This window comes from Massilia rubra, from assembly GCF_011682065.1.
Classification (GTDB): domain Bacteria; phylum Pseudomonadota; class Gammaproteobacteria; order Burkholderiales; family Burkholderiaceae_D; genus Telluria_A; species Telluria_A rubra.
Genome location: NZ_VUYU01000003.1, coordinates 105,107 through 119,509, shown reverse-complemented (window position 1 = coordinate 119,509; position 14,403 = coordinate 105,107). Strand labels below are relative to the sequence as shown.

General features: G+C 63.8%; 11 protein-coding genes. 8 read left to right on the top strand and 3 right to left on the bottom strand.

The window, feature by feature from the left end; translation table 11 throughout:
- The first annotated feature begins 89 nt into the window (after nt 1-89).
- The 5 genes from F0185_RS05610 (at nt 90) to F0185_RS05590 (ending at nt 7,668) form a co-directional block, all read left to right on the top strand.
- Nucleotides 90-1,955, top strand: coding sequence for a phosphoenolpyruvate carboxykinase (GTP) (locus F0185_RS05610; RefSeq protein ID WP_167222388.1), 1,866 nt, complete (start codon nt 90-92; stop codon nt 1,953-1,955).
- A gap of 354 nt (nt 1,956-2,309) precedes the next feature.
- A complete protein-coding gene (locus F0185_RS05605; protein WP_229476763.1) occupies nt 2,310-3,974 on the top strand; it encodes an MFS transporter in 1,665 nt (554 codons plus the stop codon).
- A 4-nt stretch (nt 3,975-3,978) separates the two neighbouring features.
- The gene (locus F0185_RS05600; protein ID WP_167222386.1) at nt 3,979-5,181 is read left to right on the top strand and encodes an HlyD family secretion protein; all 1,203 of its coding nucleotides are present in this window, start codon (nt 3,979-3,981) and stop codon (nt 5,179-5,181) included.
- The gene (locus F0185_RS05595) at nt 5,178-6,554 is read left to right on the top strand and encodes an efflux transporter outer membrane subunit (protein WP_370663979.1); all 1,377 of its coding nucleotides are present in this window, start codon (nt 5,178-5,180) and stop codon (nt 6,552-6,554) included. The genes F0185_RS05600 and F0185_RS05595 overlap by 4 nt, the downstream gene beginning before the upstream one ends.
- A 73-nt stretch (nt 6,555-6,627) precedes the next feature.
- The gene (locus F0185_RS05590) at nt 6,628-7,668 is read left to right on the top strand and encodes an Rpn family recombination-promoting nuclease/putative transposase (RefSeq protein WP_167222384.1); all 1,041 of its coding nucleotides are present in this window, start codon (nt 6,628-6,630) and stop codon (nt 7,666-7,668) included.
- 11 nt (nt 7,669-7,679) lie between these two features.
- Here F0185_RS05590 and F0185_RS05585 read toward each other — a convergent pair whose 3' ends face one another.
- Nucleotides 7,680-8,168 carry a P-loop NTPase family protein gene (locus tag F0185_RS05585; RefSeq protein WP_167222382.1) on the bottom strand — a complete coding sequence of 163 codons (489 nt, stop codon included), beginning with the start codon at nt 8,166-8,168 and terminating at the stop codon, nt 7,680-7,682.
- A gap of 10 nt (nt 8,169-8,178) precedes the next feature.
- Nucleotides 8,179-11,025 carry an excinuclease ABC subunit UvrA gene (uvrA, locus tag F0185_RS05580; protein WP_167222380.1) on the bottom strand — a complete coding sequence of 949 codons (2,847 nt, stop codon included), beginning with the start codon at nt 11,023-11,025 and terminating at the stop codon, nt 8,179-8,181.
- Nucleotides 11,026-11,405: 380 nt separating this feature from the next.
- Here uvrA and ssb point away from each other — a divergent pair, with 380 nt between their 5' ends.
- Both ssb and F0185_RS05570 read left to right on the top strand, forming a co-directional pair.
- Entirely contained in the window at nt 11,406-11,912 is a 507-nt protein-coding gene (gene ssb, locus F0185_RS05575) for a single-stranded DNA-binding protein (RefSeq protein WP_054265190.1), read from the top strand.
- Nucleotides 11,913-12,154: 242 nt separating this feature from the next.
- Complete coding sequence (locus F0185_RS05570) at nt 12,155-12,685, top strand: DUF6622 family protein (protein ID WP_167222378.1); 531 nt, start codon at nt 12,155-12,157, stop codon at nt 12,683-12,685.
- A 110-nt stretch (nt 12,686-12,795) separates the two neighbouring features.
- Here F0185_RS05570 and F0185_RS05565 read toward each other — a convergent pair whose 3' ends face one another.
- Nucleotides 12,796-13,446 (bottom strand): PEP-CTERM sorting domain-containing protein, encoded by a 651-nt coding sequence (locus tag F0185_RS05565; RefSeq protein ID WP_223164454.1) that lies wholly within the window; start codon nt 13,444-13,446, stop codon nt 12,796-12,798.
- A 244-nt stretch (nt 13,447-13,690) separates the two neighbouring features.
- Here F0185_RS05565 and F0185_RS05560 point away from each other — a divergent pair, with 244 nt between their 5' ends.
- Entirely contained in the window at nt 13,691-14,380 is a 690-nt protein-coding gene (locus tag F0185_RS05560) for a glutathione S-transferase family protein (protein WP_167222376.1), read from the top strand.
- Nucleotides 14,381-14,403 lie beyond the last annotated feature (23 nt).

Sequence of the window (14,403 nt, the reverse complement as noted above, 5' to 3'; positions counted from 1 at the left end):
GGAATGGATTCTTGAGCGCAAGCTGAAACGCTGACGACGATCCTGCCGTGCCGGGACAAGAAAGAATTCTTATTGGCATTGGAGGTACTATGAATCAGCCCGTTATGGGTGGCGTTGCAACACTCAACGTCCCAGCTTACATCAAACATCAAAAGCTCATCAATTGGGTCAGCGAAATTGCTGCCCTGACCAAGCCGGCGCGCATCTATTGGTGCGACGGCTCGCAAGACGAGTACGACCGCCTGTGCGCCGAGATGGTGGCCGCCGGCACGATGAAAAAGCTGAACCCTGAAAAGCGCCCGAATTCCTATCTGGCGTGTTCGGATCCAACCGACGTGGCGCGCGTGGAAGACCGCACCTACATCTGCTCGGCCACCAAAGAGCAGGCCGGCCCGACCAACAACTGGATGGCCCCTGCGGAAATGCGCACCACCCTGAGCGGCCTGTTCGACGGTTGCATGGCCGGCCGCACCCTGTACGTGGTGCCGTTCTCGATGGGTCCGCTGGGTTCGCCGATCGCCCACATTGGCGTCGAACTGTCCGACTCGCCTTACGTGGCGGTCAACATGCGCATCATGACGCGCATGGGCAAGGCGGTATATGACGTGCTGGGCGCGGACGGCGAGTTCGTTCCGTGCGTACACACCGTCGGCGCACCGCTGGCGGCCGGCCAGAAAGACGTGGCATGGCCATGCAATGCGACCAAATACATCGTTCACTATCCTGAAACCCGCGAAATCTGGTCCTACGGTTCCGGCTACGGCGGCAACGCGCTGCTGGGCAAGAAGTGCTTCGCGCTGCGCATCGCCTCGAACATGGGCCACCAGGAAGCCCAGGCCGGCGGCACCGGCTGGCTGGCCGAACACATGTTGATCCTCGGCGTCGAATCGCCAGAAGGCAAAAAGCACTATGTCGCGGCAGCCTTCCCATCGGCCTGCGGCAAGACCAACTTCGCCATGCTGATTCCGCCAGCGAGCTTCGGCGGCTGGAAAGTGACCACCATCGGCGACGACATCGCCTGGATCAAGCCGGGCGCCGATGGCCGCCTGTACGCGATCAATCCGGAAGCCGGCTACTTCGGCGTGGCGCCGGGCACCAACACCCGCACCAACTCGAACTGCATGGCCTCGATGACCGAGAACACCATCTTCACCAACGTCGCGCTGACCGACGATGGCGACGTCTGGTGGGAAGGCCTGACCAAGGAAGCGCCGTCGCACCTGATCGACTGGCAGGGCAAGGACTGGACCCCGGCCTCCGGCGCCAAGGCCGCGCACCCGAACGCGCGCTTCACGGTGGCCGCGACCCAGAATCCGGTCATCGATGCAGCCTGGGACGATCCTGCGGGCGTGCCGATTTCGGCCTTCATCTTCGGTGGCCGCCGTTCGACCACGGTGCCGCTGGTGACCGAAGCGCGCAACTGGGTCGAAGGCGTGTACATGGCCGCGACCATGGGTTCCGAGACCACCGCCGCCGCCGCCGGCCAGATGGGCATCGTGCGGCGCGATCCGTTCGCGATGCTGCCGTTCATCGGCTACAACATGAGCGACTACTTCCAGCACTGGCTCAACATGGGCAAGAAGATCGAAGCCATGAACCCGGCCGCGCTGCCGAAGATCTACTGCGTGAACTGGTTCCGTACCGATGCGGAAGGCAAGTTCGTCTGGCCTGGTTTCGGCGACAATATGCGCGTGCTCAAGTGGATGCTGGAACGTATCGAAGGCAAAGCGGGCGGCACCGAGAACGTGTTCGGCACCACGCCCGAGTTCACCGACCTGAACTGGGACGGCATCGACTTCACGCAGGAGCAGTTCGACACCATCACCTCGATCGACAAGGGCGCCTTCAACGAAGAGCTCAAGCTGCACAACGAGCTGTTCGAGAAGCTGGCCTATCACCTGCCGCAAGAATTGGTGGAGACCAAAGCGGCGCTGGAAAAGCGTCTGGCAGCGTAAATAGCGTTGACCCCGGCTAAGACCGGATGAAAAAAGCGCGTCTTCGGACGCGCTTTTTTTCGTCCGCACGTTTGACGGCCCCGCGCGCCACCCCGCCACCCCGGTGTCAGGTCTGACATTCGGACACGACCTCGGCTATTCGCCAAGCGATGCCATTTTTACAGCACAGCTCGTGTCCGAATGTCAGACCTGACACCGATTGGGTTGACACCAGTTGGGTTGACAACAAGCGGGTCCGCACGCTTGACTGCCGGCGCGCTACGGTTGCAGGCAATTTATCTTATAATTTTCCCATTATCAATCCCAGAGCCGATGCGCTCGACATCGCCGGCCCGTCGCCCGGAGTCCGCCAGCATGGCAGCAGCGCCCCAGTACCTGAAACCGACTCCCGCCTGGGAAGAGCACGAAAAACCCACCATGCCGGGTTCGGCGTCGATGCCCTGGCATCCGCCCCATATCCGCTTTGCCTACGCTTGCGTGGCGCTGCTGGTCGGCATTACCGGCGGCCTGGGAAATGCACTGGTGTCGGCCAACCTGCCGGCCATCCAGGGCACCCTGGGCCTCACGCCAGCCGAAGCGGCCTGGCTGCCGGCCGCCTACATCATGGTCAACGTGACCTCGAACCTGATGGTGTTCAAGTTCCGCCAGCAGTACGGCCTGCGCCTGTTCGCCGAGATCGGCCTGTCGCTGTACGCCTTCGTCACCCTGCTGCACCTGCTGGTGGGCGGCTTCGAGATGGCCATCCTGGTGCGCGCCGTCAGCGGCCTGGCCGCCGCCACCACCAGCACCCTCGCCATGCTCTACATGCTGCAGGCCGCACCCAAAAAATATACCGGCAAGATGCTGGTGCTCGGGGTGGGCATCGCGCAGATCGCCACGCCGCTGGCCTGGCTGATGTCGCCGGCCTTGCTCGACATGGGCCAGTGGCACAACCTGTATTTGTTCGAAGCCGGCCTGGCCCTGTGTTCGCTGGCTGCGGTGGTGGTGCTCAAGCTGCCGCCGGGGATCCACATCAAGGTGATCGAGCCGCTCGATTTTGTCACCTTTGCGCTGGTCGCGCCGGCCGTGGCCATGATCGTGGCGGTGCTGGCGCAGGGCTTCACGCGCTGGTGGTTCGATACGCCCTGGCTGGCCTACCTCCTGATCGCCGCCGTGCTGCTGTTGACGGTGGCGCTGTTCATCGAGCACCACCGCGCCAATCCGCTGATCCAGACGCGCTGGCTGATGATGGGTCCCACCATCCGCTTCATGATCGGGGCGTTCCTGATCCGCTTTTTGACGTCCGAGCAGACCTACGGCGCGGTCGGCCTGCTGCGCACCCTGGGCATGGGACCGGACCAGATGCAGCCGCTGTTCGCGGTGATTTTGGCCGGCACCATTTGCGGCATGGTGGCTAGTTCCATCACCTTCAGCCCCAAGACCGTGATCCCGCAAATCCTGTTCTCGATCCTGCTGTTCGGCGTGGCCGCCTGGCTCGATTACGGCCGCACGAGCCTCGATCGTCCGCACGACTTTTTTGTGAGCCAGTTCCTGGTGGCGCTGGGCGCGGGCATGTTCATGGGGCCGATGATCATGATCGGCATCATGCAGGCGCTCAAATTCGGCGCCGACCATGTGGTCACTTTCGTGGTCATGCTGGCGATGACGCAGAGCCTGGGCGGCTTTACCGGCGCCGCCGCGCTCAGTACCTACCAGCTGCACCGCGAGCATGTGCATTCGACCGAGATCAACGCCCAGCTCAACCCGGCCGATCCCGTCGTCGCCCAGCGCCTGCGCCTGCAGCAGCAGGTCTACCAGGGCGTCAACACCGATCCGGCCCTGCGCGCTGCCCAGGGCGTGGGCCAGCTGGCCCAGATCAGCCGGCGCGAGGCGAATGTCCTCGCGTTCAACGATGTCTTCGCCCTGAGCGGCGTGATCGCCATCCTTTTCCTCGGCTGGTCGCTGTTTGTCGCCGTGCGCCTCGCGCGCCGCCAAAAGCGCGAAGCCGCAGCCTTACTCAACCAGGCACCCGCCAGATAAAAATATGAGCAATCCACTTCCTCCTTCGCGCAGCGAACGCGCTGTTGACACTCCCGCCGACGAGGCCAATCCGCCAGTACCGGGCGACTCCAGCAACACCGCCGCGCCGATCCCGCCGGCCGCCGTGCCGGTCGCTCCCGAACCTCCACCCAAGTACATCAAGCCCAAGCTGTGGAGCGTGGTGCTGATGGCGCTCGTCGCGCTGGTCGGCATTGTGCTGATCATGTGGGCGTGGCGCCTCGGCCCTTTTAACAGCACCCTGGTCCAGACCGACAACGGCTACGTGCGCGGCCAGATTACGGTGCTCGCGCCGCAGGTCAATGGCTACGTGGCCGAAGTGCTGGTCAAGGACTTCCAGTTCGTCAAGGCCGGCCAGCCGCTGCTGCGCATCGACGACCGCATCTACAAGGCGCGCGTGGAGCAGGCCGAGGCCCAGCGCGACGGCGCCATCGCCGCGCTGGATAACTTCACCCAGACCCAGGCCCAGAACCGCGCCCGTGGCGGCGCCGCGCGCGCCACCCTGGTGGCGGTGCAGGCCGAGCGCAATCGCGCCGCGGCCGAACTGGGACGGGTCGAGGAACTGGCGGCCAAGGGATCGGTGTCGCTCAATGAGCGCGACCGCGTGCGCATGACGACCCAGTTGGCCGGCGCCAATGTGCTCAAGGCCAAGGCCGATATCGCGATTGCCGAAGAAACCGTCAAGGCCACCACTGTCTCGCGCGGCGGCCTCGAAGCCCAGGTCAAGACGGCCGAAGCGCAGCTGGCGCTGGCCAAGATCGATTTATCGAATACGGTGGTCAAGGCCCCGCGCGACGGCCAGGTGAGCGAAGCGTCGGTGCGCCTGGGCCAGTACGTCACGGCCGGCTCGCAGCTGCTGTTCCTGGTGCCCGACAGCATGTGGATCGTGGCGAACTTCAAGGAAAACCAGACCTGGAAAATGCGCATCGGCCAGCGCGCCACGTTCACGGTGGACGCCTTCAACGGCGCCGCATTGACGGGGCATATCGAACAGATCGCGCCGGCCACAGGCTCGGAATTTTCCGTGCTGCGCGCCGATAACGCCAGCGGCAACTTCACCAAGGTGGTCCAGCGCCTGCCGGTGCGCATCGCCATCGATCCGAGCCAGGAGCTGGCCAAGCGCCTGCGGCCCGGCATGTCGGTGATCGTCAAGGTCGATACCGTCGGCGCGGCGGAGCAGCAGCCGTGAGGCGCCGCGTCTTCCTTGTTGCAGGCATGGCCTGCGGCCTGACTGCCTGCGTGCCGGCCCTGCGTCCCGCGCCGCCGCTGTCGAAAGTGACCGTGCCCGAGGCCTGGCGCGACGGCCCGGCCGGGCCAGCCGCGGTCGATGCGCAATGGTGGCGCGCCTTCGGCGACCCGGCCTTGAGCGCGCTGGTGGAAGCGGCGCTGGCGCACAACACCAACGTGCTGGCCGCCGTGGCCCGGGTCGACCAGGCGCGCGCGCTCGTTGCCGTGGCCGATGCGGCGGCGCTGCCGGCCGTGAACGCGGTGCTGGGCGCCGCGTCGGCGCGCGTGCCGGCCGGTGCGGGGCTGGTCAATTCGCGCTCGCTGCAACCGGAACTGCAGGCGAGCTGGGAGCTCGACCTGTTCGGCCGCCTGCGCGACCAGTCGCGCGCGGCGTCGCTGCAGTACCAAGCCAGCCAGGCCGAACGCGATGGCGTGGCGCTGTCGGTGGCGGCCAGCACGGCGCAGGCCTATGTGGGTTTGCTGGCGCTGGACGCCCAGCTGCGGATCACCAAAGGAACGGCGGCCTCGCGCGCCGAAGCGCTGCGGCTCGCATCCGACCAGGCGCGCGTGGGTTACACCTCGCAGTTGCAACTGACCCAGGCGCAAAACGAAAACGAAACGGTGCTGCAAGCGATTCCCGAACTGGAGCTGGCCATCCGGCGCCAGGAAAACAGCCTGCGCGTGCTGGTGGGCGAGCTGCCCGGCGCGGTGCTGCGCGAACGCCGCTTCCAGGACTTGCCGCTGCTGCCGGCGCCGGCGTCGCTGCCATCAAGCTTGCTGGCGCGCCGGCCCGACGTGGCGCAAAGCCAGTTGCTGCTGGCCGCGAGCGATGCCAACCTGGCGGTGCGACGCGCCGATTTTTTGCCGCACGTGACCATCAGCGCCAAGTTCGGCAGCCTGTTGACCAACGGCCGCGATTACGATCCGGTGACCTTGTGGAGCCTGGGCGGCAGCGTGCTGGCGCCGGTCTTTTCAAGCGGGCGCTTGAGCGCGCTGGTGGACGCGGCCACCGCGCAGCGCGACCAGGCGGCGTTTGCCTATCGCGGCGTGGTGCTGACGGCCTTCAGCGAAGTCGAAAACGCCCTGGCCGGCGTGACGCGCCTGCAAACCCAGATGGCGCACGCGCAAAAGCGCCGCGACATCCTCACGCGCACGCTGGACTTTGCCAAGGACCGCTACCAGGCCGGCTATGCCTCGTATCTGGAAGTGCTCGATGCGCAGCGCAATCTGTACCAGGTCGAACTCAATGCGGTGACCCTGCGCCAGAACCAGGTGAACAATATGGTGGCCTTGTACCGCGCGCTGGGCGGCGGCTGGAGCGCCGGGGCGCGGTAACAGGCTTGAACCGGGCCTCGCGCACGCCTGATATAGCGCAAGGCCAGGGTGGGGACGCTGGCTAGAATGCCCCATGCCCGCCTATAACGACCTCGGTTACCGTTCGCTGTTCGCCCACCCGGAGCTGGTGCGCGAACTGGTCACGCACTTTACGCCCTTCAAGCTGTTTGACAACATCGCGCTGTCCTGCTTCGAACCGGTCGATCCGGTGTATGTGAGCGAGCGCCTGGCGGCGCGCCAGAACGACATCGTCTGGCGCGTGCGGATCGGCGAACAATTTCTGTACGTGTATATCCTGCTTGAATTCCAGTCCGGCGTGGACCGCTGGATGGCCTTGCGCATGCAGAACTATGTTGGTTTACTGTGCCAGAACCTGGTCAAGCAGCATCAATTGCCGCCGTCTTTGCTATTGCCGCCGGTGCTGCCGCTGGTGTTCTACAACGGTGCGCCGGGCTGGAGCGCCAGCACGGACCTGGCCACGCTGCTCATGGACGGGCCCGCCGAACTGGCGTTGTTCCAGCCATCCCAGCGCTACCTGCTGATCGACCAGCAGCGCCTGGACAGGGCGGCGCTGGAAGCGAATTCCACCCTGCTGGCGCTGTTGTTTCGGCTGGAACTTTCAAGCGCTTCCGAAGTCAGAAACATGGTGTTGCCCGCGCTGCTTACCTGGTTCGACGACGCACCCCAGGAAAGCCTGCGGCTCTCGGTCGCGCAATGGATAAAGCACCTGGCGCAGCGGCGCGGCAACCCGGATTCGTTCGCGTTTGACAGTGTGGAAAAGGTGGTTGACATGGAACGTAAATTTGAAACCTGGTCCGAAGAATTCGAAGATATCGGCTTCCAGCGCGGACTCGCGCTGGCGGAAAAAGCCAGGGAAGAAGGCGTGGCGAAAGGGGTGGCGCAAGGAGTGGCGCAAGGCAAGCTTGAAGGGCGGGTGAGCGCGCTGCGCGGCGTGCTTGGCGCCCTGTTGCACAAGCGTTTCGGCGAACTCCCGCAGTCGGCAACGCAACGCATCGACGAGGCTACGCAAGCGCAACTGGAACAGTGGTGCGAGCGCAGCCTGGATGCGTCCAGCCTGCCGGCGGTGTTCGGCGACGAGCCGGCGCCGGCTTGATCACGCCCTGTTCAGGCAGCGTCGCCTGACAGCGGCGCGTCTTCGCGCTTGGCGCCCGGGAAGGCGTCGTACACGCGGCGGTGGAAAGCATACGAGCAGGTGTCGTCGCGCGCATCGTACTCGCTTACCCACTTCAACAGGTAGGGCAGCATGCTGTCCTGTTCTTCCTTGGACGCGTACTTGTGCGGCTCCCACGGCCGCTGCGCGTTGTTGGCCAGGCAGGCGTCCTGGCCCGGATTGATGAACACCAGCTGCGTGCAGAACGGCAGCGCCTGTTCGATCAGGTCTCCGTAGCAGCCTTCCACCACCCAGTCGGGATGGCTGCGCACGAAGGCGAACAGGTCGGCCAGCACTTCGTAGGACGGCCGCGCCACCGCCACCTCGCCCGGCACCCAGAAAATGGTGTCGAGATCGAGGTGCATCAACTGGTATTGCGCGGCCAGCTGGCGCGCGCGCGACGACTTGCCCGATCCCGAATTGCCCATGATCAGAACGCGCATCGCAGCTCCTTTACGCCAGCAGCGGCACCAGGTATTTGCCGGTGACGCTCTCCGGATTGGCCGCCACGTCTTCCGGCGTGCCGGCGGCGATGATCTTGCCGCCGCCCGCGCCGCCTTCGGGGCCGAGGTCGACGATCCAGTCGGCGGTCTTGATCACGTCGAGATTGTGCTCGATGATGACCAGGGTATTGCCCTGGTCGCGCAGGCGGTGGATCACCTTGAGCAGCAGGTCGATATCGTGGAAGTGCAGGCCGGTGGTCGGCTCGTCCAGGATGTACAGGGTGCGCCCGGTGTCGCGCTTGGACAGCTCCAGCGACAGCTTGACGCGCTGCGCTTCGCCGCCCGACAGGGTGGTCGCGCTCTGGCCGAGGCGGATGTAGCCCAGGCCCACGTCGAGCAGGGTTTGCAGCTTGCGCGCGATCAGCGGTACCGGCTTGAAGAATTCGTGCGCCTCTTCCACCGTCATGCCCAGCACTTCGGTGATGTTCTTGCCCTTGTACTGCACTTCCAGGGTTTCGCGGTTATAGCGCTTGCCGTGGCAGACATCGCACGGCACGTACACGTCCGGCAGGAAGTGCATCTCGACCTTGATCACGCCATCGCCCTGGCACGCTTCGCAGCGCCCGCCCTTGACGTTGAACGAGAAGCGCCCGGCGCTGTAGCCGCGCTCCTTGGCCGCCGGCACGCCCGAGAACAGGTCGCGGATCGGCGTGAACAAGCCGGTGTAGGTGGCCGGGTTCGAGCGCGGCGTGCGCCCGATCGGGGCCTGGTCGACCGAGATGACCTTGTCGAAGTGTTCCAGGCCGCTGATGGAGTCGTGCGGCGCCGGTTCCGTCTGCGAGCCATACAGGTGGCGCGACAGGGCCGGGTACAAGGTGTCGTTCACCAGCGACGACTTGCCCGAACCGGACACGCCGGTCACGCAGGTCATCAGGCCGACCGGCAGCTTGAGCGTGACCTTTTTCAGGTTGTTGCCGGTGGCGCCGGTGATCACCACCTGCTTGTTGGCGTCGGCCACGTGGCGCTTCTTGGGCACCGCGATTTTGAGCGAGCCATTCAGGTAGCGCGCGGTCAGCGATTTTTTGTTCTTGAGGATGTCCTTGAGCGTGCCTTCGGCGATGATCTCGCCGCCATGCACGCCGGCGCCCGGCCCCATGTCGACGATGTAGTCGGCGGTGCGGATTGCGTCTTCGTCATGCTCGACGACCAGCACGCTGTTGCCGATGTCACGCAGGTGCTTGAGCGTTTCGATCAGGCGGTCGTTGTCGCGCTGGTGCAGGCCGATCGACGGTTCGTCGAGCACGTACATCACGCCGGTCAGGCCCGAACCGATCTGCGAGGCCAGGCGGATGCGCTGCGCTTCGCCGCCCGAGAGCGTATCGGCGCTGCGGTCGAGCGAGAGGTAATCGAGGCCCACGTTGTTGAGGAATTTGAGGCGCGAGACGATCTCCTTGACCACGCGGTCGGCGATCTCTTTCTTGGCGCCCTTGAGCGTGAGCTTCTCGAAGAACTCCAGGCATTCGCGCAGCGGTTTGCGCGCGACCTCGTAAATGGCGCGCTGTTGCTTGCCGGTGCCGACCTTGACGTGGCGCGCTTCCACGCGCAGGCGCGCGCCTTCGCACGACGGGCACTGCTTCTCGTTGATGAACTTCGCCAGCTCCTCCTTGACGGCCATCGAATCGGTTTCGCGATAGCGCCGTTGCAGGTTGGTGACCACGCCTTCGAACGTATGCTCGCGAATGACCGTGCGACCGCGCTCGTTCACATAGGTGAACGGAATCGAGGTCTTGCCGGAGCCGTACAACACCGCCTGCTGCGACGCCAGGTCGAGCTGCTCGAACGGCATGTCGATATCGAACTCGTAGTGGCTGGCGAGGTTCGACAGCATCTGGAAGTAGAACTGATTGCGCCGGTCCCAGCCCTTCACCGCGCCCGAGGCGAGCGACAGGTTGGGGAAGGCGACGATGCGGCGCGGGTCGAAAAATTCGATGTGACCGAGGCCGTCGCATTCGGGGCAGGCGCCCATCGGATTATTGAACGAGAACAGGCGCGGTTCGAGCTCCTGCAGCGAGTAGCCGCAGGTGTTGCAGGCGAACTTGTTGGAGTAGACGTGTTCGGCCCCTCCATCCATTTCGAGCACCACGGCGCGCCCGTCGGCCAGGCGCAGCGCGGTCTCGAAGCTCTCGGCCACGCGCTGCTTGATCTCGGCGTTCACCTTGACCCGGTCGATGACCACGTCGATGGTGTGCTTCTCGGTTTTTTTCAGCTTGGGCAGGTCGTCGATCTCGTAGATCTTGGCGTCGTGGGTGCCGCTCTGGATGCGAAAGCGCACGAAGCCCTGCGCCTGCATCGACTCGAACAGGTCGCTGTGCTCGCCCTTGCGGTTGGCCACCACGGGCGCCAGGATCATCAGCTTGGTGTCCTCGGGCATGGCCAGCACCGCGTCGACCATCTGCGAGACCGTCTGTGCGGCCAGCGCATGGTCCGGGTGGTTGATGCAGTAAGGCGTGCCGACGCGCGCGTACAACAGGCGCAGGTAATCGTGGATCTCGGTGACCGTGCCGACGGTGGAGCGTGGATTATGCGAGGTGGCCTTCTGCTCGATCGAGATGGCCGGCGACAGGCCTTCGATCAGATCGACATCGGGCTTTTCCATCAACTGCAGGAACTGGCGCGCGTAGGCCGACAGCGATTCGACATAGCGGCGCTGCCCCTCGGCGTACAAGGTGTCGAACGCCAGCGACGACTTGCCGGAGCCGGACAAGCCGGTGATCACAATGAGCTTGTTGCGTGGCAGGTCGAGATTGATGTTCTTCAGGTTGTGCGTACGTGCGCCGCGAATGCGGATCTGTTCCATGTGTTGTGTGCCTTAAACGGGTCAGCTCATACTATAGCTGTGTTTCGAAAGCGACGTCTGCGGGGACGATTGCCGCGTCCACAGGTGCGCCAGGGGCGTATTGATTTTGCTCAGGGATTTTGCAGCTTTTACTGTGCTTCTACTGTACATAATACCAGTATTCATGCCGCCAGCAAACGGATGACGAGTCGACAAGGGCTGAACTCCGTGCCGGCTTTGTTGTCTGATCTTACAGTTTGCATGGCCAGGCGGCTGGACGGGGAGGGTGCCGGTGCGGGAGAGAATAGACATTTGGAATCCCGGCTGACATATAATCCTCCTCTGGCAAAAAATCATCGCGCCGCGGGACGCACGCCGCAGCAGTTCAACAGGAGCAATACATGGCATCAGTCAATAAAGTCATCATCGTCGGCAACTTGGGGCGCGATCCGGAAATCCGCTACATGCCCAGCGGTGACGCTATCGCCAACATCGCCGTCGCGACCTCGTACAAGTCGAAGGACCGCAACACCGGCGAGCAAAAAGAGCTGACCGAGTGGCACCGCATTTCGTTCTTCGGCCGCCTGGCCGAAATCGTCGGGCAGTACCTGAAAAAAGGGTCCTCGGTCTACGTCGAAGGTCGCCTGCAGACCCGTAAATACACCGACAAGGACGGCGTCGAGAAGTACGCGACCGAAATCGTCGCCGAGCAGATGCAGATGCTGGGCGGACGCCAGGGCATGGGCGGCGACGCCGGCGGCGGCATGGACGATGGCGGCGGCTACGATTCGCAGCCGCAGCAGAGCCGTCCGGCGCCACAGCGCCAGGCTCCGCCTGCGCCAGCGGCCCGTCCGGCGCCGAAGCCAGCGCCGAATTTCTCGGACATGGATGACGACATTCCGTTCTGAGAACGGTGACGCCCTTTCTGTGAAAAAGCCCCTGTAACGGATTGACGTTACCGGGGCTTTTCTCTATGTGCGGGCTGTGCGTACCGGCGCTTGCAGCCTGGGCATCGGCATTGCGCGCCTCTGCATTTGGCGCTGCCCAACTGCATTTCGCGCCGGTATCCGGTGATTCGTCGCATAACTTCCCTCCGTGCTCCTGTCGCTGGCAAAGTGGCACCAACTTAACCAACTTTGCGGAGCCCACCATGCTGATTCAGATCCTGACCCACACCCCATTCTACGTTTGGGCCATTCTGGCCTTGCTGGTGTATCGCGGCGTGATCGCCATGCGTGATCGCGAGATGGCGATCCGCAAGCTGTTCATCATTCCCGTCATCATGCTGGCATTGTCGCTGCAGGATATCGTGGCAAAGTTCGGTGCCACTTTCCTCCCGCTGTGCGCCTGGGCTGGCGCTACGGTGGCGCTGACCTTGCTCGTTGCGAAGTTCAGCAGGGCAGGGGCGAGCGCTGGCGCCACGCCCGGCAGCATGCGCGTCCATGGCAGTGCGATGCCGCTGGTGATGATGATGGCGATTTTCTTCACCAAGTACGCCACGGCGGTGACGCTGGTGATGCATCCTGGCGCCAGCCACAATGCCTTGTTCTCGACCTTGGTGTGCGCCTTGTTCGGCGTCTTTAACGGCTATTTCCTGGGCAGCCTGGCAGGCAAGCTGATGATCTGGCAATCGGTGCGGGCATCGGCCAAGGGCAGCAACTACTTGACGGCCGCAGCCTGAATGGCGGGCATGTCACGACGGAGAACTGCGCCATGACCCGATGAGGTTCTGTCTGTGAAAAAGCCCTGTCACTCTCTCAAGTGCCAGGGCTTGTCGACTTCTGGCGCAGCTTAGTGCGCCTGCTTGCGGCGCCGTGCGATACCAATCCCGGCAATACCCAGGCCGAGCAAGGCCAGCGAGCCCGGTTCCGGCACATTGTTGGTCGGCAGCGCGGTCAGGCTGGCGTTGTAGTAAAAAGTGCCGTCCATGAGCGGGCCGCCATCGCAAGACTGGCTGAACGATACGCCAAAGGTGTCCACGGCACCGCTCTTGAAACTCAATTCATTGACGGTGAAATTGCCGCTCAGCTTGTTGCAGCCTCGGTGGTTATAGCTCACGTCGAGGCCCGGATGGCCCAGCAAGTCGAAAGGCGCGCGTTGCGCATCCGTGTACGTTACCCCGGCCGTCAATGGCGTGTCCAGGCGCCTGGTCGAAAAATCCAGGGTGGTTAACTGGTCTTCAGCGCTGAGCTGAGGGTCGAGCAGGAAAATGAAGCGCAGGTAGTTGGTCGCCGGAGCCGCATCCGTCCCAATATTGTCGAACCGGGCCGTATTCCAATACAGCAGAGGATCCGCCGACGAATACACGTTGTCGACCGTCTTTCCTATAGTAATCCAGTCGCCCTCGGTGCCGTTCATGGTGAAGTGGGCCACCGAAGCCTGGCTCGATGCGGCCAGCAGGGTCGATGCGATGAGGAGGGCTTTGCCGATCTTGAATTTCATTGCGCTTGTTCCGATGAGGTAAGTAATCATCTATACAAGCAAATTTCATGCCATTTACGCAAGAAATGAGTAAGTTGTTAATATTCAATAAGTTGCAATTGGGATAAATTAGTGGTCGCGTCACATCTTCCTGGCAGTGTAAAGTTTTCCGACACTGCCGCGTGCGCACATCCCGACAGCCGGTTTTTGACGCGGCGCGCTATCGGGCACATACTTTTCCACTTCGGACAAGCAAAGGCCTCCCATGAATGCGCTCACGCTCCACTACCACCCCCTGTCATCCTGCTGCCACAAGGTCTTGATCGCGCTCGACGTGCTGGGCATCGAGTTCGACAAGCGGCTGCTCAACCTGGGCGACCCCGACGAGCGCGCCGCGCACCTGGCGCTGTGCCCGACCGGCAAGATGCCGCTCCTGATGGACGGGCCGCGCGCGGTGCCTGAAACGAGCATCATCATCGAATACCTGCAGCGCCACCATGCCGCCCCAGGCCGCACGCTCATTCCGGCCGCGCCCGACGCGGCGCTCGAGGTGCGCTTGTGGGACCGCCTGTTCGACCTGTACGTGATGACGCCGATGCAGGCGCTCACAGCCGACCTGCTGCGCCCCGAAAGCGAGCGCGACGCGCGCGCCGTGGCCCAGGCGCGCGATGGCCTGGCGTCGGCCTACGCGTTCATCGAGCGCCAGCTGGAAGGCCGCACCTGGGTCGCCGGCGAGGCGTTTAGCATGGCCGACTGCGCCGCCGCGCCAGCCTTGTTCTATGCCATGGCGTACGTGCCGCTGCCGCCGCGGCAGGTCCATCTGGCAAGCTATGTCGAACGCTTGATGGCGCACCCCTCGGTCGCGCTCACCATCGAGCAGGCGCGGCCCTACTTCAAGTTCTTTCCGGGGCGCAGCGGTTTGTCGCGCAGCTACTTCGACCCCGCCGCAGCCTGAGGAGGAGGCCGGGCGCGGGTTGA